20 protein-coding genes are annotated in these 23,081 nt (G+C 60.0%); 10 read left to right on the forward strand and 10 right to left on the reverse strand.

The genetic code is table 11. The features are described 5' to 3' along the window. Positions 1-56: 56 nt before the first annotated feature. The 6 genes from FYJ85_RS00275 to FYJ85_RS00300 are packed head-to-tail and all read left to right on the forward strand — an operon-like array spanning position 57 to position 4,278. A complete protein-coding gene (locus FYJ85_RS00275; RefSeq protein WP_154416614.1) occupies positions 57-1,100 on the forward strand; it encodes a hypothetical protein in 1,044 nt (347 codons plus the stop codon). Next, positions 1,090-2,805: a hypothetical protein gene (locus FYJ85_RS00280; RefSeq protein ID WP_154416615.1), complete on the forward strand. Its 1,716-nt coding sequence runs from the start codon at positions 1,090-1,092 to the stop codon at positions 2,803-2,805. The genes FYJ85_RS00275 and FYJ85_RS00280 overlap by 11 nt, the downstream gene beginning before the upstream one ends. 14 nt (positions 2,806-2,819) lie before the next feature. After that, on the forward strand, positions 2,820-3,275 hold the full coding sequence (locus tag FYJ85_RS00285; RefSeq protein ID WP_154416616.1) for a hypothetical protein: 456 nt from the start codon (positions 2,820-2,822) through the stop codon (positions 3,273-3,275). After that, the gene (locus FYJ85_RS00290; protein ID WP_154416617.1) at positions 3,265-3,642 is read left to right on the forward strand and encodes a DUF1353 domain-containing protein; all 378 of its coding nucleotides are present in this window, start codon (positions 3,265-3,267) and stop codon (positions 3,640-3,642) included. The genes FYJ85_RS00285 and FYJ85_RS00290 overlap by 11 nt, the downstream gene beginning before the upstream one ends. Beyond that, positions 3,642-3,857 carry a hypothetical protein gene (locus tag FYJ85_RS00295; RefSeq protein WP_154416618.1) on the forward strand — a complete coding sequence of 72 codons (216 nt, stop codon included), beginning with the start codon at positions 3,642-3,644 and terminating at the stop codon, positions 3,855-3,857. The genes FYJ85_RS00290 and FYJ85_RS00295 overlap by 1 nt, the downstream gene beginning before the upstream one ends. Before the next feature lie 4 nt (positions 3,858-3,861). After that, a complete protein-coding gene (locus FYJ85_RS00300) occupies positions 3,862-4,278 on the forward strand; it encodes a hypothetical protein (protein WP_154416619.1) in 417 nt (138 codons plus the stop codon). Positions 4,279-4,552: 274 nt separating this feature from the next. Here FYJ85_RS00300 and FYJ85_RS00305 read toward each other — a convergent pair whose 3' ends face one another. The 4 genes from FYJ85_RS00305 to pheA all read right to left on the reverse strand — a co-directional run bounded on the left by FYJ85_RS00305 (position 4,553) and on the right by pheA (position 8,303). Further along, on the reverse strand, positions 4,553-4,855 hold the full coding sequence (locus FYJ85_RS00305) for an RNA recognition motif domain-containing protein (RefSeq protein WP_106053043.1): 303 nt from the start codon (positions 4,853-4,855) through the stop codon (positions 4,553-4,555). 392 nt (positions 4,856-5,247) lie between these two features. Further along, positions 5,248-6,303 (reverse strand): GntR family transcriptional regulator, encoded by a 1,056-nt coding sequence (locus FYJ85_RS00310; RefSeq protein ID WP_154416620.1) that lies wholly within the window; start codon positions 6,301-6,303, stop codon positions 5,248-5,250. 33 nt (positions 6,304-6,336) lie between these two features. After that, positions 6,337-7,218, reverse strand: coding sequence for an AmmeMemoRadiSam system protein B (gene amrB, locus FYJ85_RS00315; RefSeq protein ID WP_154416621.1), 882 nt, complete (start codon positions 7,216-7,218; stop codon positions 6,337-6,339). A 20-nt stretch (positions 7,219-7,238) separates the two neighbouring features. Beyond that, complete coding sequence (gene pheA / locus FYJ85_RS00320; RefSeq protein WP_154416622.1) at positions 7,239-8,303, reverse strand: prephenate dehydratase; 1,065 nt, start codon at positions 8,301-8,303, stop codon at positions 7,239-7,241. A gap of 131 nt (positions 8,304-8,434) precedes the next feature. Between pheA and FYJ85_RS00325 the strand changes: the two genes are divergently transcribed. The 4 genes from FYJ85_RS00325 to FYJ85_RS00340 all read left to right on the forward strand — a co-directional run bounded on the left by FYJ85_RS00325 (position 8,435) and on the right by FYJ85_RS00340 (position 11,836). After that, positions 8,435-9,481: a hypothetical protein gene (locus tag FYJ85_RS00325; RefSeq protein WP_106053047.1), complete on the forward strand. Its 1,047-nt coding sequence runs from the start codon at positions 8,435-8,437 to the stop codon at positions 9,479-9,481. Positions 9,482-9,484: 3 nt separating this feature from the next. Further along, a complete protein-coding gene (gene nrdR / locus FYJ85_RS00330; RefSeq protein WP_106053048.1) occupies positions 9,485-9,931 on the forward strand; it encodes a transcriptional regulator NrdR in 447 nt (148 codons plus the stop codon). Positions 9,932-9,956: 25 nt separating this feature from the next. Beyond that, entirely contained in the window at positions 9,957-11,135 is a 1,179-nt protein-coding gene (locus tag FYJ85_RS00335) for a class I SAM-dependent rRNA methyltransferase (RefSeq protein ID WP_154416823.1), read from the forward strand. Between the two features lie 242 nt (positions 11,136-11,377). After that, positions 11,378-11,836, forward strand: coding sequence for a hypothetical protein (locus FYJ85_RS00340; protein ID WP_154416623.1), 459 nt, complete (start codon positions 11,378-11,380; stop codon positions 11,834-11,836). 7 nt (positions 11,837-11,843) lie between these two features. On the opposite strand, the gene FYJ85_RS00345 is transcribed toward FYJ85_RS00340, so the two are convergent. From FYJ85_RS00345 to FYJ85_RS00370, 6 genes are all read right to left on the reverse strand, one after another. Continuing rightward, the gene (locus FYJ85_RS00345) at positions 11,844-12,005 is read right to left on the reverse strand and encodes a hypothetical protein (RefSeq protein WP_154416624.1); all 162 of its coding nucleotides are present in this window, start codon (positions 12,003-12,005) and stop codon (positions 11,844-11,846) included. 20 nt (positions 12,006-12,025) lie between these two features. Further along, positions 12,026-17,593 carry a beta strand repeat-containing protein gene (locus tag FYJ85_RS00350; protein WP_106053049.1) on the reverse strand — a complete coding sequence of 1,856 codons (5,568 nt, stop codon included), beginning with the start codon at positions 17,591-17,593 and terminating at the stop codon, positions 12,026-12,028. Between the two features lie 440 nt (positions 17,594-18,033). Further along, positions 18,034-20,331: a right-handed parallel beta-helix repeat-containing protein gene (locus tag FYJ85_RS00355; RefSeq protein ID WP_206212894.1), complete on the reverse strand. Its 2,298-nt coding sequence runs from the start codon at positions 20,329-20,331 to the stop codon at positions 18,034-18,036. 21 nt (positions 20,332-20,352) lie between these two features. Continuing rightward, complete coding sequence (locus FYJ85_RS00360; protein ID WP_154416626.1) at positions 20,353-21,072, reverse strand: type II secretion system protein; 720 nt, start codon at positions 21,070-21,072, stop codon at positions 20,353-20,355. 348 nt (positions 21,073-21,420) lie between these two features. Continuing rightward, positions 21,421-21,594, reverse strand: a complete 174-nt coding sequence (locus FYJ85_RS00365; RefSeq protein ID WP_154416627.1) for a hypothetical protein — start codon at positions 21,592-21,594, stop codon at positions 21,421-21,423. A 523-nt stretch (positions 21,595-22,117) separates the two neighbouring features. Further along, positions 22,118-22,966 carry a metallophosphoesterase family protein gene (locus FYJ85_RS00370; protein ID WP_154416628.1) on the reverse strand — a complete coding sequence of 283 codons (849 nt, stop codon included), beginning with the start codon at positions 22,964-22,966 and terminating at the stop codon, positions 22,118-22,120. Between the last annotated feature and the right edge of the window lie 115 nt (positions 22,967-23,081).

Consider the following 23,081-nt stretch of genomic DNA (forward strand, 5'->3'; position numbering starts at 1 on the left):
TCCTGTTCCGCCACCCGGCAGCGGTCCGCCGGCAACCGGCAACAGGAGGATTTTTCATGCCAGAACCCATTGTTCGCATCCATCTGCCGCTGGAGTTTTCCGGCGGCAGGCTGCTCGATTCCAACGGCGACGAGGTCAGACATCCTCTCGCTTTTCCGAAATTCATCAGCAACACAACGGTGATCCTTGCCGTTGAACTCTTCGACCGGGAACTTCAACCGGATCTATCCTGGCGTCTGGAGCCGCATCCGCTCGATGCCGGCGACACCTGGAGCATTTCGGGCGCATGCAACCGGAGCGCCGATCCGGTCCCGATGTTCACCCATGATCCGGCCGGAGTCAATCTGCCCGGAGACTGGCCGGACGGCACCGACGCCGACCCTGCGGCCGGACGGCTGACCTTCCGGCTCCGGACCGATACGCAACGCTTCCGCGAAATCGCCGCCCACCCGGTACTGAGCCGTCACTGTTCCATCTGCATCGTCTCCGGCTCGGCCACGCTCCTGCTGGCGGAAATTCCGTTTGTTCCGGTCAACAGGCCCGGAACCGAAAACCCGCCCGACGATGATGAGCCCGCCGGCAGCCGAACCACCCTGAACGGCCTCTCCGGAGCCGTGATCCTGGCGGATGCGCAAGGCAAACCTCTGCCGTCCGAAGGACAGACGATCACCATTCCCGCCGGAGGCGGATCGTTCGCCGGACTGCTTCCGATCGCGGACCCGGTGACGGAGATGGCGGTGGCGGATGAGACGTGGGGCGACTGCCGGTATCTCGATGCGGCGTTCCGGCAGCTGAGCTTCCGGGGGAGAGTGCGGAGTCTCCGGCGCGTTTCGCTCGAGACGGTCAGCATCGATTCCGGCGTGACCGGAAACATCGTCCTCGTGCCGGTCGTGAACGGCTCCGAGCTCTCCGGCACCTCGTTCGTCGTCGCGGTCGGGGCGGTTCCGGCCGTGGCGGAATTCGAGCTCGAAGTCGCCTCCGGGACGCTCGCGCTCCGGCGCGACACCGACGATGAACGCGACACCCTCAAAGACTCCGGGAACACCCCCGTCACGGCGGTCGTCCTCAGCGTCATTCTGGAGGTGCAGTATGATGCGTGATCCGATCACCGACGCCGCGCAGGACCCGTCCTGCCTGCTCTGCCTGACGCCCGACCGGGGCGGCTCCTGGTGGAGCCGTCTGCGTCCGGCACAATTACGCAATTTTGCGGCAGACCCGATGACGTGGACGGACGCAAAAACAGCGCTGGATAAAATCGATCAGTCACATGATTTTACGTTTGAAATTGAGTTCAAATGCGTAGAAACAAATGCAGTGTATGTTTTTGCATCCGATGCGTCGCGTGATTTTATTCGTGTGTTTATGTCAGCAGGTCAGGTGATTGTAAATTCCGCGCTTATGAGCACATCACCCGGTGGATCAACACAGTTTTCGGCAGGTTCTGACTCAACAAATCGCCATGCCCTGACCGTGAAAATGATAAAAAATATCATTACTGCATTGATTGACGGTGAGATCGTTTACACACGTGAAAATCTGGTCAGAAATGCGATTGAAATTTCCGCCCCGCGATCAAATGCCGGTTATGTCTATAAAATTTCTATTACAGACGATACCACCGGCGAAATCGTCTGGCAGGCCGCATACTCCGATCTGTACGACACGTCGAATCCGTGGCCGTCGCCCGTTCCTGAAAACTTTGCCGAGAATGCCAAGGCTTTCTATGACTGTCAGGCGGTGGTGCAGGAAGCACTCGATCCGACGCATGATTACAGTTTCCTCATTGACTTCAAATTGGATGAGGCAAAAACGAGCGGGAACGTTTTCTCCACAAGTCTGAGCGATGCTCCGTTCGCGCTTATCTTTCAGAGTAACAACCAGATCGACTTCTTCACAAATCTTTTAAAACCCAACGGCGGCTCTGGCTCTTTTACAAGCATTTACGCCTACTACCAGTCGGACGTCAAGCTTCAGGGCAGACACCAAATCGAATGCAAAATTGAAGCCAATATGCTTTCCTCCTATCTGGACGGAGTTCTTGTTGCTCAGAAAACCAGCAATCTTGAGAGAACCGGAACCGCCGCTGTCGGACTTCCAAATTGCAACAGCGGCTACGTGTATAAAATTCAAATCACGGATTTAACTGACAATCAAGTTGTCTGGTCTTATCCGTCCGAAGCGGAGCGGGTGCGGCTCATCACGAAAACGAACGTCCGCACCGACCGGGGGGCGTTCGAGGCGGCGGACGAAACGCAGCCGGCGAGGGTCGATACCGCGCTGGATTTGCGCGGGAAAGTGTCGAGTTACACGGTCGTCGTCGATTTCGAAGCGGCGGAGTTTCCTGAAACAACAACGATGGAATGTCATCAGGAACTGGCGGGACAGGGCGGCGCTTTGATCGGCAGCGGTACTCCTCCGATTTGTTCGATCGGTTATTACCTTGCCTCTTCCGGCAGCGCGCGGCTTCAGTTGTCCCAGGAGGTCGCCGGAGGGCGGCACGTCGTCAATGCAACCCTGACCGGGCGTTTGTCCGGCCGTCACATATGCTGCGGCGTGGTGGAGGTCGATCCGGCAGCGCCATTGACTGCATCGACCCTTTATCTCGACGGCGTGCGGATCGGAAACGCCTCCATTTACGCCGTCCCGACCGGAAACGCGGCAGTGAGCGCCAGGTGCTTCTCCATAGCCGGTCATTCATTCACCGGCGGCTGGCCGCCATATACCGGCAAGGTCTATTCGTGTCTGTTGTTCGACCGGGCGCTTTCCGCCGCCGAAATCGCGGCGCTGACGCCGAAACAAGCATAACTTTGGAGGAACCAATGAGATACATACGAAAAATCAACGGATACGTCGAGGAGTCGCCCATCCCGCCCTATCGCGGCGCGGAATACTACGCCGCACACGGCTACCTGAGAAGCGACAGCACGCTGCCGCTTTCGCGCCTGGACATCGTGAACGGCGAGATCATCGAACTTCCCGAGCCGGAACCGACGGAAGAATGGGTGGATAAGGAAGCGTTCATCAACGCGCTCTATGCGCTGATTCCAGCGGATCAGCTGGCGGCGGCGCTACAGAACCCGGATACCTTCAAGCAGGGCATTGCGGGACTGGCGCTGCTGACCTCCGACGCTGCTCCCGGCGGACAGATCGACCTGATGGACCCGCGCGTTCCGGCCTGGCTCGCCGCGTTCGATCTGACCCTCGAAGCAGTCCGGGCGAAAATGGAGGAATCGGCGGAGGCGCAGGCGGAACAGGAGGTGACGAATGCAGATTGAACTTCACTCCGAGGATGAACGCGGCAATATCGTCCGTCTGCTGAAGCCGGTGAAATTCCGGTTCCGCGAGAAAACGTTCATCGTGCATGCCGGATTCGAGTGCGACGGCGTGAGCGTCCCGCGTCCGGCATGGCCGCTGGTGTCGCCGCAGATCGATCCGCGCAGCCTCCGGGCCGGAATCGCGCACGACTACATTTACCGGGTTCAGCCGGAGGGCTGGACGCGCGCCGAAGCCGACCTGATGTTTTTGTGTTTCCTGATTGAAGACGGCCTCGCTGTGCCGCGCGCACTGGCCGCCTACGCCGCCGTCCGCGTTTGTGGCTGGAAGGCGTGGAACGACAACCGCAAACTGCTGGAGGGCGCGTAATGGAAACAACCGTTGAAGCGATCGTGAAGCTGCTTGCGGTGATCGTGCCGATTTGCGGCGGCCTGCTCTGGATCATCAAGCAGAACCGCCGGATCGAAAAAAGTCAGGCGGCCATGCTGAAGAAGGTAAACAAGATCGACAAACATAAAGTGTCGTACAAAGTGTGCGACCAGCGCCGGGCTGAATGCCCGTGCAAAACCAGCAAAGGAGACTGAAACCATGAAAAAAATCATCATCGCCCTCGCCGTCATCGCCGCCACGCTGCTGCTGCCGGGATGCAGCCACAACACGGGAGCCTTCACGCTCGGAACCCGGATCAATGCCGGGCTCGATCCGCAGAACGCGACGGCGAACCTCAGCTATACGGACGGCCTGAACGTCGTCGACGTCAGCCGGGAGAACACAAGCTGGGATATCGAAATCGACGCCGACAACGGCGTTTCGGTCGACGACAGTACCGGAACCGTCAAAGGCGTGAAACGCCTGCGCCGCGACGTCGGACCGCAGATCACCGGCTATCTGGTCGACCTCGCGGCCAAAGACCCGGAAATGGCGAAAACGTATGTGAAATCGATGAAACTCTACTGGCAGTACCGCCTCGAAAAGCTGCGGGAGGCAGACAGCCGGACGGAGTGAACAGACCGCGGGACGCTCCGAAAGTGCAAACCGATCCACTCTGACCGTTATTTCCGGCAGGATCACGGATATGCGGAAAAAACATCCCCTGATCGTCGGAATGGGCAGTACCATTCAACGTCTCAACACGGCGTTGACAAGTTGAGACGTCCAAATCCGACCGGGGCTGAACGAATTCGAACAGAAGGAAACGGAAAGAAACAAAAAACGGCACCGGTGAAGTTTTCTCCACCGGCGCCGTTTCTAGTTCACTGATACGCGAAGCGTACCGGGGTCAGAAGCGACGGCCGCCGCCGAAACCGCCGCGGCTGCCGCCTTCACGACGCGGACGTTCCTCACGGGGACGCGCCTCGTTGACCACGAGCTCGCGGCCGCCCTGCTTCGTGCCGTTGATCGCCTCGATCGCGGCCTGTGCTTCACCGGCATTGTCCATTTCGACGAAGCCGAAGCCCTTGGCGCGGCCGGTGTCACGGTCCATGACCAGACGGGCGCTCGAAACGCCGCCGTAGGTCCCGAACAGGTTCCGGAGGTCGTCTTCGCTCATCGAGTAAGGCATGTTTCCGACGTAGATATTCATTTTTCTTCCTTTTCCGCGGCAAATATGCACGCTTTTTCTCTCCCCGTACTTCGTTATGACACAATTGAATATACTTCCGCATTGCGACACCGGACAGAGGGGGAGAGAAATAATCTGCAACCATCTGGAATGAGCCTGCGGAATATCCTGAAACGGCCTTATGACCGGAGGACCTTTGGCATCGGCGCTTTCGGAAGCGCCTGCTTACGGTAGGAACGTACCAAATCAAAAACTTTCTGAAAATGCCCGGAGGGGGGTGCTTATTCCATAAAAATGCCGACGCCGGCAAATCGTTCACCCGGAAATTCCGAACTTTGGTTAAGAATATAACTGCCGTTTCCGCAATTACAACCGAAATTTCAGATATTTTGCGTTTATTTTTAAGAGACCGCTCAAAAGCGCTCCGAATCCCCGGCTTTCCACTCCCGGATGATCCGCGGGATCAGGCAGTCCCGGCGCGGTCCGCCCCGCATCTCCGAAAAAAGCCGGTTGCAGGCGGCGGTGGCAAGCGCGTCGAAATCCTGATCGACAACCCAGCCGCTGAAATCCGGCTCCCAGACCGAAGCCTCCCCGATCAGGCGGCAGCGGCCGCAATCAAGCTTGTGCCGGCGCAGCAGGGGCGCAATGTCGCGCAACATCCCGCCGACGGCGTAAATCGCCTGCGGCGCGTCGAGCAGATCAAGCATCGTGCCGAGCCGCTCCTCCATCCCCGCTCCGCGAAGCACGAGAAGCCTGTCGTTGAACGGCACACCGGCCTCGCGGAACGCGCGTTCCAGCCCGGCGATCTGGAGCATGCCGCGCCGTTTGGCGACGACGATCGGAGAAGTGCGCCCTTCGGCCAGCAGCCTCCGGCCGACTTCATACCCTTCCTGCTCGACATCCATCGAAACGCACGAAAATCCCTCACGCCGGTCGTTGACCGTGACGACCGGAACCTTCAGAGCCCGGGCGAATCCGTCGGCGGCGGCGGACGGCGCGAAATCCGGCCCGAGCCAGATCATGCCCGCCATGGATGAAAGCTCCATGCTCCCGAGCACCCGCTCCGTCGTGTACATGAGGCTGACGTTATAGAGCAGCCGGCGCGTACCGGTGACGGCCCGGCCGGTGGAGGCGAGCAGATTCCACAGGAAATTCTCGAAATAGATCTGCCGGCCGTCCGCGGCCAGCACGCCGATCACGTCGCATTTCCCGCGCAGCCACGCGCGGTCCGGATTCGTGAAAAGGCCGATCCCCTTCCGGGCGGTCAGATATCCGTCGTCCGTCAGCTCCTTCAGCGCCCGCTGCACTGTCGCGATGCTGACGCCGAACTCTCCGGCCAGTTCCCGCATCGAAGCAAGCCGCACCGGCATATTTCCGGCCGCCAGCACCGAGTCGATGACATATTTCCGGATCCGCTGATATTCGGCCACGGAAGGCGTTTTGGTGATGCTCGGTCTCTTTCCGGTCATATTCTCCTCGTCTCATCCGGGTGCGGAAACAGGTCAATGCGTGAAACAGATCGATTCATAGCCGACCGCATTCGAGCAGTCGCCGGTCAGCTCGCCGCTGTTCGATTCAGCCGCGATGCGCCCTTTGATTTCATGCGCCGGGTCGAGCACGTCCAGAATGCCGAGAAAGAGCGCAATCGGGTTCATGCCGCAGATCGTCGCGCCGGTCCGGCCGAGAAACGCCGCAAAGCCGGGCAGGTCGCGGTTTGCAATGAGTTCGGCGGCAGCGTGGTCCTGCTCCCGCAGCCGCTCCAAAACATTTTCCGTAAATGGAACATAGCGGAAACGGCTGCCGTAATGCGTGAAGTCCGAGCTCACGATCCAGAGCGTACCGGGCGCATCGAGCGAGGCCATGAGCGACGCGAGAGAGTGCACGTCCTGCATCGACAGCGAACCGACCACGAGCGGCAGAACCTCGGGCTGCCCGCAGATGTACTGCACCAGCGGCAGCTGCACCTCGAGCGAATGCTCCTTGATATGCGCGTCATCGCGGACCGCCACGAGCGGGGAGTTCCATTCCCCCATCGTCCCGATCAGCTCGACGGCGGTCGACAGGTCGCCGAACGGCGTCCGCCAGCGGTTGAAAGTCGGCACGGCGATTCCGCGGAACCCGATATAATGCGAGGGGCCGAGCAGGATGACCCGGCTGACCTGCCGCTTCCGCAGAGGCGCCATGGCCGCCATCGCGGTCGGCAGCGAAAAGAGGTAACCGGCATGCGGCAGGACCACGCCCCGGACGGCGGGAGCCTGCGGATCCGGCGGGGGGAGCTTGCCCTCCGCCTCCGCCAGCCGGCGGCGCAGCAGCAGAGAATCCCCTTCGTAAAACGTTCCGGCCACGGCGGAAAGCCGCACCTTCTGCTGATCGCGGATCGCCATCGTCCCCCCTTCCCTTACGGTTACTGCAGGATTCTCGGATAGCTGCCGAACACCTTGAACATCGCGCAGTCCTGCTTGAGCTCCGCGCAGGCGGCGGCGATTTCGGGCTCGTCCCGGTGTCCGAGGATATCGACGAAGAAGCAGTATTCCCAGTTGCCGCTCTTGAGCGGCCGGCTCTCGATCATGGTCATCGAAATGTTGTGGTTGCGGAACGGCCGCAGCGCGTCGTAAAGCGCACCGGCACGGTCGTGCAGCGCGAAACAGAGACTCGTCTTGTCATCGCCGGAGGGTTTGTTCTCCTGGCGGCCGATCACAAGGAAGCGCGTGATGTTCCGCGAATTGTCCTCGATGTTCTCGGCGATGCAGGGCAGCTCGGAATATTCGCGCGCGAGGGCGCCGGCAATGGCGGCCGCGTCGCTTTCTCGTTCGGCCAGCTCGATCGCGCGGGTCGTGCTGGTCACCTCGATCAGCGTGGCGTTGCGCAGATTCGCCTGCAGGTATTCGCGGCACTGGCCGAACGGCTGGGGATGGCTGTAAATGCAGCGGATCTCCGACACCGGGCTCGCGCTGTAAAGGAAGAGATGCACCGGCAGGTTGAACTCCGCCACGGCCTTCACGTTCGACGCGGTAAGCGAATCAAGCGTCGGATTCACGACACCTTCGGTCGTGTTCTCAACCGGCACCATGCCGTAGTCGGCGCGGCCCGATTCGACGGCGCGGAACACGTCTCCGATCGCCGCCTCCGGCTGCGCGACGACGCCGCGGCCGAATTTCTCAAGCACGGCCAGATGCGAAAAAGTGCCTTCCGGCCCCATGTAAGCGACGGTGACCGGCCGTTCGAGCTTGATCGTCGCAGACATGATTTCGCGGTAGATCGCCAGCAGCGACTCCCGGTCGAGCGGGCCCGGATTGAGGTTGGCCAGACGCTCGAGAAGAATCCGTTCGCGTTCCGGCACATAAATGGGCTGATTGTTCTCGTGCTTCCAGACGCCGATCTGACGGCCGAGTTCGCACCGCTCGTTCAGCAGGCGGACGATTTCGGCGTCGATGGCATCGATTCCGGTCCTCAGTTTCTCAATATCCATACCATATCCGATTATTTGGTTATTCGATTTTGCGAAAAAATCGCAGGTGCGATCCCGATCGCTCCGGAACGGGGTTGAATTAATAAACTTTGGAATGTACTTTATTTCAATGGCATAATTGGAGGAAACCGATGTTTTTTTTGAAAATTTTCGCTTTTGCGGTATTTTGCGCCCTGTTTGCGGCCGGCTGCACGAGTTCCGGGACGGGGGAAGGCATCGTCTACGCCCCTCCCCGCGCCGACGCCGCGACACTGGCGAAGCGCAGCGGCGAACTGGCCGCGGCGCTTGCGCCCTGCGAAGTGCGCGGGCTCGCGTTCTACCCCGAAAACCTGCGCAAGCTCCACCTCGACTCGCCGGATGAGTTTCTGAACCTGGCCGGACAATTCGGCTTCAACCGGTTCTATGTCTGCCTGACAAGCCCCGATTCGCTCGAACACCCGGGACTGCCGGTCTTGCTCGAAGCGGCGGAGCGGGCCGGTTACCCGGTCGAAGCGGTGCTTCCCGAGAGCAATTATGTGATCGGGCGGCGCGGCAACTGGCTGCTGAAGCTGTTCGTCCCGGGCGGAACGACGCTGGAGAAGATGCTTGAGCACATCCGCGAATTCGAGGCGGAGTCGAAGGGTTTCCGTTTCTCCGGCATCACCGTCATCGCCGAGCCGCATCTGTTCACGATGTCGAACATCCACCGCCCGAAGGAACAGGTCTATGCCTGGAGCGAAAGCACCTACGGTCCGGGGCTCGACAACGACATGATGATGAAGCTTACGCTCGACAAGCTCGAAGCATTCTCGACCATGCTCGGCGGAACTCCGCTCACGGTCGCGATTCCGGATTTCTACCAGGAGCTGGCGGAAGACGGCAAACTGACCTGCGGCTCCGTGGAGGATTTCGAAAAGTTCGCGTCGAAGGTCATGATCCTGAATGCCGGCAACAAACCGACCGAAGCGATCGAGGCGGTGCGGAACGAACTGAGGGGAGCCCGTCCCGATTCGCTGCTCGTCTCGGTGACGCTGGCGGAACATACGTCGGTCACCACCGGGGCTCTGCGCCGCCGCAACTGGACCGACTTCACCCGTTCGCTGGGCCATGCGATTTCCGACTGGAAACAATCTCCGGCTTTCGACGGCATCGTGCTCGGCCCGTTTTCCCAAATCGAAACGCTGTACCAGGAGAAATAAACCATGCGCTGTCCCAAATGCGGTTGCCTTGACGACAAAGTCATCGATTCCCGGGCGGTCAAGGACGGCGCCGGCGTGCGCCGCCGCCGGGAGTGTCTGAGCTGCGCCTACCGTTACACCACGATCGAAGGCATCATGCCGGAAGAACTCAAGGTCGTCAAGCGCAATGCGGTCCGGGAGGATTTCGACCGCGACAAGCTGCGCCGAGGCATTGCGAACGCCTGCTACAAACGTCCGGTCAGCCCGGATGAGATCGACCGCATGGTCGAGGATGTTTCGGCCGGCATCCTGCGCGAATTCGACAAGGAGGTTGCGAGCGCCGAAATCGGCAGCCGCGTAATGGCCGAGCTGCGCAAGATCGACCAGGTCGCCTACGTCCGCTTCGCCTCCGTCTACCGCAAATTCAAGGACGTCGACGAATTCATCGACGAAATCCGCACCCTCAAATGAACGGGGAACCATTGTGAAAGAACCGATGCTTGTGCTGTTGCCCGGGCGCGAGAAATCGCTGCTCCGCCGTCATGTCTGGATCTTCTCGGGAGCCGTCGCCGCGCTGGAAGGAGAAGCGGCCCCCGGCGAAACCGTCGTCGTAACCGATTCGAAACGCCGCTTCCTCGCCCGGGCGGCCTGGTCGCCGGAGTCGCAGCTCGCGGCGCGGATCTGGAGTTTCGACCCGGAGGAGACGATCGACGCGGCGTTCTTCCGCCGCCGGATCGAAAATGCGGTCGAGTACCGGAAATTTCTCGGGCTCGATGCGCCGGAAGGCGGCTGCCGCCTGATCCATTCCGAGGGCGACGCGCTGCCCGGACTGATCGTCGACCGCTACGGCGAATATCTGGTCGTCCAGTTCCTGAGCACAGGCGTCGAACGCTTCCGCGCCGAGATCGTCGCCGCGCTGCAGGCGGCGACCGGGGCAAAGGGGATCTACGAACGCTCCGACGTCGGCGTCCGGGCGAAGGAGGGACTGCCGGAGAGAAGCGGGCTGCTGGCCGGCGCGGAGCCGCCGAATCCCCTCGTCATCACCGAAAACGGTGCGAAGTTCGCGGTGGATGTGCGCCACGGGCAGAAGAGCGGCTTTTATTTCGACCAGCGGGATTCCCGCCGGGCGGTCCGCGAATTCGCCGCAGGACGCCGGGTGCTGAACGCGTTTTCGTACACCGGCGGCTTCGGGGCGGCGGCGGTGCTGGCCGGCGCGGAACACGTGGTCAACATCGACTCATCGGCGCCGGCGCTGAAGCTGGCCCGGCATAATATGGAAATGAATCGCATTCCGCCGGAGCGGTACGAAAACCGCGAAGCGGATGTGTTCGGCGAGTTGCGCCGCTTTGCGGAAGAGGGGCGGAAGTTCGACCTGGTGGTGCTCGATCCGCCGAAGTTCATCGAATCGCAGCGGGCGCTGACGCGCGGCTGCCGGGCGTATCAGGACATTGCGCGGCTCGGCTTCGGGCTGCTCGCGCCGGGCGGACTGCTCTTCAACTTCTCCTGTTCGGGGCTGATGACGCCGGAGCTGTTCCAGAAGATCACGGCCGACGCGGCGGTCGAAGCCGGGGTGCGCGGCCGGCTCGTCAGGCATCTCGAACAGGCGCCGGACCACCCGACCGCGCTGGCAGTGCCGGAAGGCTTCTACCTGAAGGGCCTGGTCACGCGGATCTGAACGACCAGACCTTCCCCGGAGAGGCCGGCCGGACCGGCCGTCTTTCCGGAGAAGTCCCGGTTCCGCCTCTCACGCCCGCGGTTCGACAGCCGCCGGAACGCTGATTCGCGCAACACGCTTCCACGGATCAAGGCTGTTCCGACAGAAAGCCCGGTTCCAGCAGGGAGCTGAAAATTTCGCCGATATCGTCCCGCGCGGATTCCGGAACTTCGGAGAACTCCCGCCGGAGTATGAAAAAAAACATGTTCCCGGTCGGCGCCCGGCGAAGCATTCTCCCATATGATTTCAGCCACGACGTTCATACCGAACGACTTGCCGGTTTCGGCGCTGAAAAGTACCGCACCTATCTCTTCTTCGTCGCGGTAAACCGTCATGGGAGCAGCCTGACCGCGTCGACGGCAAAGCCGATCACCGATTCATTGCAGGAGATCAATCCATGCGCCATGACGACTTTCACGGCACGAAGCGCTCCCTCGGCAGAAACCGGAGCACCGCCGCCAATTGTCGCGGCCGGGTTCCGCGGCCGGCCGCGACAACTCCTCCCGAAGCCATATTTTACCGAACCCGGCGAAGAGCGTCCGCCGCTCTTTCGCCGTTTCGCATGCGCGGTTGGAGGCGCCGCTGCTGCTGGAGCAGTTCAAATCGCAACGCGCAGCCGGTGCCCTTCCGGCAAAATAAGATGTGAAAAAGCGGACGCTTGATTCGAACCTACTCCGGCCCGCCGTCCGAACCGGAGATGCAGGGGTCCGGCCCCGGATCATCATCCGGGCCTCCGATGCAGCTGTTTCCTTTGACTGCGAACGCCTTCCAGTGTTCAAAATCGATGATTTCCGGTTTTTCATAGACCAATTTGGCTTCTGCTTCTCTCATCTTGGCAAACATTACCTCCTTTACACTATTTTACTCACACCCAGCGTATTGTCGCCGACAATGCCGAACTGCCACTTGCGGTCCGAGTCGACCCAGGCGTTGAGATCGGAGTCCCATGCGCCTGTCGTGCCGTTGAAGAACACGGTATTGCTCAGGTTATTCCAGCCGTTGATGACGTTTGCGCTTCCGCCGGCGATCACCGTCGCCGACCTGAAGCCGTCCGTGTTGAAGTTGAGATTGAATGTGTCGCCGGCAAAACCGCCGTTTCCGGAATCCCAGGTCAATGCCGTCCGGCCGTCGGCCAGTCCGAAATTCCATTCCGCGACACCGCTCAGATAACCGCCATGGTTGCTCGACAGATGCACTGCGCTGTCGGCGGAAACGGTCACCGTGTCGAAATAGGCGAGAGTGGCGGTGATGGTCCCTGTGAAACCGGTCAGATTCAAAGTCCGGGTTCCGCCTACGCCGCCGCCCTGGTTGGAAGGAGCGCCGCCGACCACAAACGCGCCGGTACTGAAGACAAGATTCGAACCGAGACCGGTAATTGTGATCGAGGCGTCTCCGGTGACTGTCGCATTATTCGAGCCGCCGGCATAGACGGAGTTTGTGGTAATCACGTTGGCGCCGCTGCAATTCAGCGTGATGCCGGTGCTGCCGTTCACAATCGAGACCCCGCTTCCGGTGGTGATGCCGCCGCCGAAGATGTGCCCGAAGGTCCCCCCGTTGATTACAATCTCCGTGTCGCCATAGACATAGGAAGCCCCGCCATCCGCCGCATGCCCGCCGCCGTAAAGCTTGCCGGAGACGCTGCCGCCGTTGATGGTAATCGAAGTCCCCCCGTAGACGGTTGTACTGCCGGTTCCGAAAGCTGCGCCGCCGCCGGCGACCGTCAGGACGGATGTCGTGCCGTCGATGGTGACAACCGCGCCCTTTTCGCTCATGCCGGAATTGCCGACAATGACGGTGCCGTTCGACTGGCTCCGGCCTCCGCCATAGATGCCGATATCGCCGCGGGTGTAATTGGTCAGCCTGATCGCAGCGCCGCCGATGAGCGTGGACGTGCTGTCGGCTCCGGCATAACCGCCGCCGTAGATATAATTGAGCTGTGCATTGCCGCCGTTCACGGAGATATCGGTTCTTCCCGTATTGACAGCCGTCCCGCCGAGCGCATAGCCGCCGCCGTAGATCATTCCGACTCGGGCCGCGTCGGAAATTGTGATGGCCGCATCGCCGTAGACGGTCGCGCTGCCGCCGCTGACCGCATAACCGCCGCCGGTGATGCTGCCGAGCCGGCTGCCGCCGCTGACTGTCAACGACACTCCGGCATTGTTCGACGACGTTCCGATTTCGGAGTGCGCCCCCGCACCGGTGGCGTAGCCGCCGAGCATGGTGAAACCGGAAGTGTCCGTTCCGTTCAAAGTCAATACCGAACCGCCCTCGATGGTGACGACCGCTCCGCTGCCGGAGGCGTAACCGCCGGCAAACAGAATGCCGGACAAGGTAACCGCGCCGATCGACAGATAAGCTTTCCCGGTCACCGTGGTGGTTCCGGAGACAGTGCGGTAACCGCCCATGTAAATCCGGCCGGAAGCCGCGCCGGAGGCCGCGCCGTTCCGGATCAGGTTGAGCCGGATGTCGCCGTATATCGTGGAGTTTCCGCCGGCGCCGCTGCCGTTGCGGGTACCGAGAACGATATTGTAGGCGCTGCCGTAGGCCGGGGAGTCGATCGTAACCGTGATCGCGTCTCCGGTTCCGGCCGCGGTATTGACGTCGCCGGTTCCTCCGGCGTAAATGAACTTGTCCGCGGCGGCGCAGCCGGCGGTGAGCGCGATGCTGATTTTCCCGAACACGTCGCCGCCGCTGCCTCCGCCGTAGATGTCGCCCTTGAAGTCGGCGTTGATCTCCAGTGCGGTGCTGCCGTAGACGTCGCCGTTTCTGCCGCCGCCGTAAATGTCGCCGTCCACCGTGGTGTTGAGAACCAGTCTGGCATTGCCCGTCACGTTTCCGCCGTTGCCGCCGGCAAACGCTTCACCGGTGATGTTGCCGCCGGTCAGAGTCAGGGTCGTGTCGCCTTCGACCAGAGAGTTCTTTCCGCCGCCGTAAACATCGGTCACGGAACCGTTCAGAATGTTGACGACAGCTCCGCCGGAGACCACCGCACCATCCCGGCCGCCGCCGTAAATGCCGCCGGAAATCCTGGTGCCTGCGTTATCCAGAGTCACCTCGGTTCCCTTCAGGACTGCCGCGCCGCTGCCGTGACCGCCGCCGTAAACGTCGCCGGTGATTTCACTGTAGTCCAGCGTGACCGCGGCGCTGCCGCCTACGACGCCGTTGAAGCCGCCGCCGTAGATGTTGCCCGTCAGACCGCCCCAGCTGCCGCTGTTTCCGATCAACACGTCGACAAGCGTATCACCGCTTACGTTGCCGTTCAGCCCGCCGCCGTAAACATTGCCGGTCAACTGAGTCCAGCCCAGCACGACCGTCGCGCCGCCGGTGACATCGGCCGTGTTGCCGCCGCCGTAGATGTCGAAGCCCGGCGCGCCGCCGTCCACCTCGACCCGTGCATCGCCGACAACCTCGGCTCCGTCGCAGCCGCCGCCGAAAACCGCGCCGGTGATGTTGTCGCTCTGCTTGATCACGACCTGCGTTCCGCCTGTAACGGCGGCGGCCGTGCCGCTGCCGCCGCCGTAGACATCGGCCGCGCCGCCGCCGCTGATGTTGACGACGGCTCCACTTGCAACGCTCGCGTCTCTGCCGCCGCCGAAGACGTCTCCGTGAACGGTCGCGCCGGTCAGGGTCACCTTCGTGCCGCCGCCTATGCCGCCTGAACTGCCGCCGCCGTAAACGCTGCCGGAGACAACAGCTCCGCTGCCAAGCGCAACCGTCGCGCCGCCGGTCACGGCGGCCGTTCCGCCTCCTCCGTAGACACTGCCGGTCACCACCCCCGCATTGACGCCGACGGCCGTTGTTCCATTGACGGTAGCGCCGGTTCCGGTTCCGCCGCCGTAGACATCGCCGCCGACGCTGCCGCCGCCGATGGTGACGACGGCTCCGCCCGTGACGGACGCGCCGACGCCGCCGCCGTAAACATTGCCGGTCACGCGTCCCGCGGCAACGGTGACGGCCGTTCCGCCGGTGACCGCGCCGCCTTCGCCGCCGCCGTAGACATTGGCTGCGGTGCCGTTCCTGATATTGACGACAGTGCCGTTCTGAACCGCCGCGCCGTTCCGGCCGCCGCCGTAAATGCCGCCGGAAACAACAGCTCCGGCATTATCCAGATTGATCAGAGTCCCGCCGGCGACCACCGAGGCGCTGCCGGTTCCGCCGCCGTAAATATTGCCCTCGATATTACCGTAATCCAGAAAAATCTCGGCCTTTCCGCCGACTCTTCCGTTGCTGCCGCCGCCGTGGACATCGCCCGTCAAACCGCCCCAGGCGTCATTTCCGGCGTTTATTCTGACATAAGTGCCGCTGGACACATTGCCGTTTTTGCCGCCGCCGTAGACATTGCCGGTCAGCTTGCTCGCATCCACCAGCACATTCGTGCTTCCGCCCACATCAGACGCATCGCCTCCGCCGTAAACGTCATATTTCGGCGCACTGCCGGTCACGGTGACCTTGGTATCGCCCGTAACGGTCGCGCCGTTTTTGCCGCCGCCGTAAACCGTGCCGCTGCTTAAAGAGCGGGAAAGCGTGACTTCCGTGCCGGCAACGGTCGCACCGGTTCCGTTGCCGCCGCCGTAAATCGCGGCGGAAAACCCGCCGGCGGCATCCAGCAGAACGGTCGCCTTGCCGCCGACCTTCCCGCTGCTGCCGCCGCCGAACAGCTGCCAGCCGGCAGCGGCAATCGTGCTTTGCTTGAGATGAAGCAACGTGCCGCCCTGCACATCGGCATTGTCGCCGCCCGCGTAAATCGTGCCGGAAAAATTCATCTGCCCTTCGACCAGTTCGACGGTCGTGCCGCCGTTCACCTTCGCGCCGTCTTTGCCGCCGCCGTAAATCGCGCCGGAGAATGACCGGTCTCCGCTCAACGTCACCAGGGTATTTCCCGCGACCGTGCCGCCGGCGCCTCTGCCGCCGCCGTAAACCGCCGCATTGTCAATATTCACCGTGACGGAAACGGAAGTGTTCTGGCCGACGGCACCGCCGTCGCCGCCGCCGTAAATGACCGCACCGTTCAGATTGCTGTTCCTCAGCACCAGATAGGTGCTGCCGCCGACATTCGCGTTCCGGCCTCCGCCGAAAATCGAACCGGTCACGGTGGCGCTCCAGACGATGACGAGCGTATTCTTATCGACTGCGGCACCGTTGTCGCCGCCGCCGTAAATATACTGGTAGGTGCCGGTCCCCAGGCTCATAAAAGTTCCGGCCTGATAGGTGATTCCATTGTCCGTATAGGAGGCCTCTCCGTACACGGCCGCTCCGGCGCCTTTGCCGCCGCCGAAGAGATTGCCCACGGAAAGAGTGCCGCCTTCGGGCGATCCGTAGAAGTGGGTATGGCCGACGCGGGAGGAGCCGGAAGTTCCGTCGCCGCCGCCGTAGACATTCGCATAATCGCCGCCGGCAAGCGTCAGCTCGGATCCGGCGATATGGGAGCCGCTCCTGCCGCCGCCGTAAAGAGTGCCGATCGTGCCGCTGTCGCCTTTGTAAGCGGATTTCTCGGTGCCGGTGCCGCCGTTCCCGGCGTAAATCGTTTCGATCCCGGTCACTACGCTGCCATCCAGCTTGCCGACGAAAAGCTTGGTTTCAGTGCTGCCGACCGTCAGCGTGACGGTGCGGATGGCCGCATCCCAGATATAGATGCCGTCAGACACATTTGAAAAGACGAACTCCATATCCGCCGCCTTGACCCCCCACTCGCTCCCGACCCGCGTCGTGCCGACTTCGACCATCCTGTAACCGGGAATCACGAACGTGGAACCGCTGACCGAGGCGTTCATGGTTGCAACCATGAAACTGAGCACATTGCTGCTGTAATCGCCCTCGGCAAAGGTCAGGCGGTACACTCCCCATTCGAGAAGCGCATAAACATACTTATCGGCGCCGGGAGAGGCAGTATCGTCATTTACGCCTGCATCGGCATAGTCGTAGATGGTACCGTTTCCGGTTTCATGGCTTTCGCCGAGAAGGTGGCCGGCCTCATGCGCGACAACCGAAACGACCTCGTCGATTCCGCCGCGGATATGGTTGATCAGCACAAAGGCGTTGTCGTCGTCGATCCGGTTGCCGACATCGATGGTCTCCGAGATGCCGCGAAAAAGTCCGTACGAGTCGAAAGCATCGGTGGAGCCGACATAAATGGTGGAGTAACTGCCGGCATCTTCCGGAAGTTCGGCCGTAAAGACGATACTCCCGTCCGCAAAAAGTTCGTTCAACGCGGCGACGACATACGCCTGCTCCTCTCCGGAAAAAGAGGCGGCGTGCAAGGTAATATCGCTCAGCGACACCAGTTCGTTGTCGAATTCCAGATCGGTGCCGCCGGAAAAGTCGACATAGAAATACTTCTTCTCGTAAGAAGAATTTTCATATGTCGCGCTGTCGCCGATTGCGATATCGCCGAGCCGGTGTCTGGCTAAAGTAGATTGCATAATGATTGTCGCCTGTCTGTTATAAAGAACCAGTAAAATTATATGTTACAATATATGCGGATCATGATGTAATATCAATACTGCCGAGCAACATTTTACTGTTTTTTTTCGAAATATTTTTCCGAAATACCGACACGGTGAAAAAGAATTTCATTCATCATTGCCGGCAAATGGATTACAAACTCCTAATCCTCAAGTTCATATTGATTTTTTCAGATAAAACCCGGCATCATTCCGGAAATATCCTGCCCGTCCCCCCCTGTTTCCCGGAACCAGCCGGGATGCGGACATCACTGCCGCGGCCGGAATGGAAAACGGATTATAATATGTAATATATGCGGATGGCGCCTGATGTTGCGTCTTTACTTCGGGATGACGCATATGCATATAAAGAAAGAACCGGAGGAGCCGCCGCTCCTCCGGCCGTTCCGCCCGCCTGTTCAGAACTTATCCCCGGAGACGCTCCGGTTTCCTTCGGCGACCAGCCGGGTCACCGACCTGCCGTCGCTCCAGACACCGGGAAACGGCACAAGCGGGGAAGCGATGTAACAATTGTCGACAATGCTCACCGAGTCGGCATTTTCCACAAAAAAACCGGAACGGCGGGGAAACGGGATTTTACGTTCCGTCTGATCCGCGAATGTATTGTTGCGGAATATGACGTTCCGGGCGGAGCTGATGGAGGCGATCAGCCCGAAACTGTCGATAAACAGATTGTCTTCAAACAGAATATCCGACAGAATCCGGCATTCCGTTTTCAGAATCGAGTCCATATAGACCCCGATCGTAACCGCTCGCGGCATTCCGTCGTTTTCCGTGTCACACATATGCCGCTTATGCACCTGTTCGAAACGGTTGCCCCGGACCACGATATTGGAGGCGCCGTAACCTTCGCACCAGGCAGGCCCGTAGCCGGTTTCGATTTTGATCGCCTCCATCTCGTGATGCCGGAACAAATTGTTTTCAACCGTAACATCCCGCGCCAGCAGAAGAATGCCGCGGGCGCGGTTGTGGTGAAACGAACTGTTCCGGATCATGATGTTGCGGGAATCATAAGCCCGGTTGAAAATGAGCAGGCCGTCTCCCGGCGTGAGAGGCTGCGGAACCGCCGGGGAATCGAATACGATCTCATAAATGCCGTTCCGGGCGTCTGCCGTGCCGACCTGTTTTATCACCGCCGATTTGCCGGTGGGTGAGAGGTCGCTGTAACGGAATTCGATCCGGTCGCCCACCCGGTAGTAGCCGTCGTATACGCCCCGCGCTTCTATGCGGTCCGGTTTCATTTGCGTTATATAAGCAGAATTGTCGTGAATGTTGATGCAGTCATCTCCGGATCTGCCGAACTCGCAATCCTCGATTTTCAGGTATCCCTTGGACCGGAAGACATGCAGGATATCCGCCGTACAGGTGATGGCGCGACGCGGTTCGTTTTCAGGGGGAGCTACACGGACCCGGCGGAACTGCCCATACTGCACCCCGTCCGCGATGAAACCAATGCCGGCGCAGGAATAGAGATTGATGTCTTCGAAAGTGATATGACGGCTTTGCCTGATTGAAAAACAATGCATCTCATAATTGTAATGCCGCATCACAAAAAGACTGCCGGGCACATACTTGCCGGAGTTGCCGACCTGAACCCGCAAAATGTTGTCCGCCAACCAGGTTTTCGGGGCAGGATGCAAACAGTCAAATCCATTCTCAATTCCGATCGAACGGGAAACCGGGTCATAACTGCTGAGGACGCTGACCCGAACATCCCGGCGCGGAAAACGATCATATTCGACAAACTTGAAATCGACCGTCCCGGGATCGGTACGCATTACCTCAACGACACTGGCCAGCGGGTCCGCGGCCCAATCCCAGTCGCAGGATAAATTGCGCAGCAGGAGCCTTTCGCAATCATTGATCAGAAAAGACTCTTTCTCCGTTCTCAGAAATATGAACTTCGCCCCTTTTCCATCCAATTCGAAATCCCGCATTCCGTCAAGCATGATCGAAGCGTCGGCGGTAAACCGGTAACTGCCGGGAGCAAGTTCGAGTTTCGCCGCATTCTTTTCCCGGCAGAATGCCAGAGCCCGGTTCAGAGCGGCGGTATTGTCGGCACTCTCCGGGGAGAAACCGAAGTCGGCTGCGGCAACGACCATTCCCCGGGCGTTTTTCGGCCGTTCCACCTCGAACTCCTTTGCACCGGAAGGCAAATTCCGTACCGTTCCGGAAGCCGGAGCCGCATCCGCCACTGCCGGTATGAAAAGCGGCTCGGCAGCAGGGGTGAACCGAAGATTCCTGACGGCACCCTTCAGCCGTTTGCTGATATGAATCTGGAATGCGCAATCCTGCTGCGTCCCGGTGCGGAACTGCAGTTCGACCGGCCTGAACTTCGTGCCGTTGTTCGGCAGGAACCCCGACATCGTGTCGAGCGAATGGTCGCCGGCATGATACGGCCGCGACAGAAGGAAGAAGCGTCCGGCAGCCGCATCCGGTGCAGCCGCCCGGTATTCAAAGCTGACGAGATAGGAAGTATCCGGCCTGAGCACCCCCGGACGGGTGCGCAGCATCCAGTTCCACTCGCCGTCCAGCCGTGTCGTATCGACTTCCAGATTTTCGCCGTGGCCGGAAAGCCGGGCGACGGCCGGGTTCAGGTCGATCCGCTCCCGGTTGCCCAAGTCCTCCGGCTTCGCGCTCCAGCCGGTCTCCCACCCGAGAGCGACCACGGCAATCACAAGAATCCATTTCCGCATGGCAGTCATTTTCTCCTCGCTTTAATTCACCAGTTTCTTCACGCTTCCCGCCTCGTCATACACCTCTTTGAACTGCATCGGAGAAGCCTGAAGTTCAGCATCGGAGCGGGCAGCCACATGGCCGTCGGGATATCCGGCCACCGCCCTGTTGCGGTGGAGAAGCCCGGCGGCACCTTTCCAGTCCGGAAGAATCTGCGCCGGAGAGAACGCATAAATCATCTTGTTCGATCCCATCACCCCGCAGGAGGTGTCGATCATGATCTCCGTCCGGGAAGGCAATTTCATTCGGTGCAGGCTCATCACCCGGATCTCCGTCGTGACGCCGGGATGGGAGAAAGCCGAAATCTCGAGATAAAAATCTCCCAGCACGGCTTTCTTGGTCGCGTAATCAGGATCATACCAGCCATCCTGTATCCGGTACACACCGTACGTCATAGTCGGCCATCCCCAGTCCGCAGAGGAAGGGAAGGAAGCCGGGCAGGTGAGTACATTTTTTCCGATATACCCCTGGTTGACAAGCACTTCCCCCCAGAACTCCACACTCTGGCTCACAATGAAGTTGTTGTTGTCGTCCGCATACAGCAGTTGAGCAGTCATGCACTGTTTCTGATTATTGATGCACTGGGAGGTTTTTGCCTTCGCACGCGCCATATTCAGCGCCGGCAGCAGCATCGAGGCGAGAATCGCGATGATCGCAATAACAACCAGCAACTCGATCAAAGTGAACTTTTTTCTCCGCATAATTGCACTCCGTCCTATAATAGTTAATAAGTGATGCGGAAAATAACGGAGAATGAATTGCGCGCGACAGTCCCGGCCAAAAGCGCGGCAGGAGAGCTGCTGCACGATGACGAACCCGTTGCGTGAGCATAGAAAACGGAGGACGGGAAATGAATTCTCCCTGCGATTCCCCGAACAAAACATACAGGCGCCGCAGACGGAATGCAATCGAAACGGTGCAGCCGCAGAAGGCTGAAAAAAACGGGAGAGCAGCAAGCCGTATCTGGGCGATAACCGGATGAACAGAAATAAATCAGGAAAAATGACATCAGGTGTCATTTACATAACATACTAACTATTATAAGACTTTTATCCTTCTGCGGCGGCAATGGAACCGGAATGGGGGGCAATCCGCCGCCGCGCTGCAGCAAGCATCACCCGCGCCAGATCCGTACTCGGCAGTAATCCGGCCCGAACCATGCCGGCGCCGGGCTGTTCGACGATATTCGCCGCCTCCACCGCCGTTGAAGCTTTCTCCGCCATTCCCACCATCCTTTCCGGTTGCCTTTGTTTCATAATATAATTATACCAAAAAACTTCCGTTTTGTCAACCGTTTTTTTAAAAAACTTTATATTTTATTTCAATTTTAATATTTAAAGTAAATATATATATTTAAAGTAAAAACACCCAAAAAAAGAACTGCCTGACAACCGTACTTATGCAAACGGGCATCAACCCGGACAAAGCCCTGCGCAAGAAATCCGCAACAAAGCTGCACCGCTTCCCCTGTGCGGGCGGCCGCATCGAAGAGACTATCACATTGCAATTCCGGCAGACAGGGATTGGCCGGGGCCGCCGACCTTGTAATCCGGGGGCGGCACTGTCGCCGGCGAGTTTGCGCGCCGTTTCCGAAAGCGCGCTCCTTCTGCGGTTTGCGCAGCAGACCGTTCGTGTTCCCGCGCCCGAATCATCGATTCGATCTGCAGGCGGCCCGTTCCGCACACCGGCGCCGGCGACGGCTTCGCCGCCTTTTTGCGCGCACGGACGAAAGGCGGGTTTGCCCGGTCAGACGATCTCGTATTCCCGGACGTCCCCGCGGAAGTTCCCGCCGGCCGTATACTGCACAACATCCCCGTACAGCACGGAGTCGAAATTGAAATGCAGATGCCCGGTCAGCACCGCCTTCACCAGCGTCTGCTGCTTCAGGTAATCGATGAAGGCCAGCGTCGGCCCGTCCGCCCGCTGCTGGCTGCGCCGTTCCTCCGGATACGGCTCCAGCAGCTCCTCCGGCGTTCCGACCAGATATGCGCACTCGTTCCGCCGGTTGACCATCATCTCACGGTACAGGGCGTCGGTATGAAGCGGGTTGTGCAGCAGCAGCAGGATCGGATATCCTCTCTCCACCTCGCGCCTGAACGCCTCCAGCTCCTCCGGGCGGAACAGATAGTAGGAATTGTCCACCGCCACGAGATTGACCCCGCCGACCAGGCGCGACGCAAAGCGCAGGTCGTTCCCGATGTACCGCTGCACCAGCGGCAGGCTGTCGAGCTTGTACGCCTCATCCTCGACGGCTTCACCGACATATTTGCTGAATTCATGGTTTCCGGCCGCAAAAAAGTAATCCGTGCCGGAGAGCATCTCCTTTGCCGTGTCGAGATTCTTCGCCGACACGAAATCGATCAGGTCCCCGGTGCAGATCATGAGATCACAGCAGTTCCGGGCATAAGCGACCGCCTCGGAGAAGTACCGGAGGCAGTCTCCCTCCTTTCCGAACGCCGCGGAACGCCGGGCGGCCAGCGCCTGCTTGCGCTCGCCGTCGCGCCCGTCAGCCAGCGCGAGGTGGGTATCGGAAACATGCAGGAGCCGAAGCGGCGCGGGCAGACCGATCTCAATACGGACTTTCGACAGATTCATTTTTACCTCATCCCATGATTGGCAGAACCGAAAAGCGATTGTGCATAAAAAAGCACTTCTTCCATGCTCTTTCAAGCCGGAGAGCAAAAAAAACGCCCGGCGAACCGGGCGAACC

This window comes from Victivallis lenta (assembly GCF_009695545.1).
Lineage (GTDB): Bacteria > Verrucomicrobiota > Lentisphaeria > Victivallales > Victivallaceae > Victivallis > Victivallis lenta.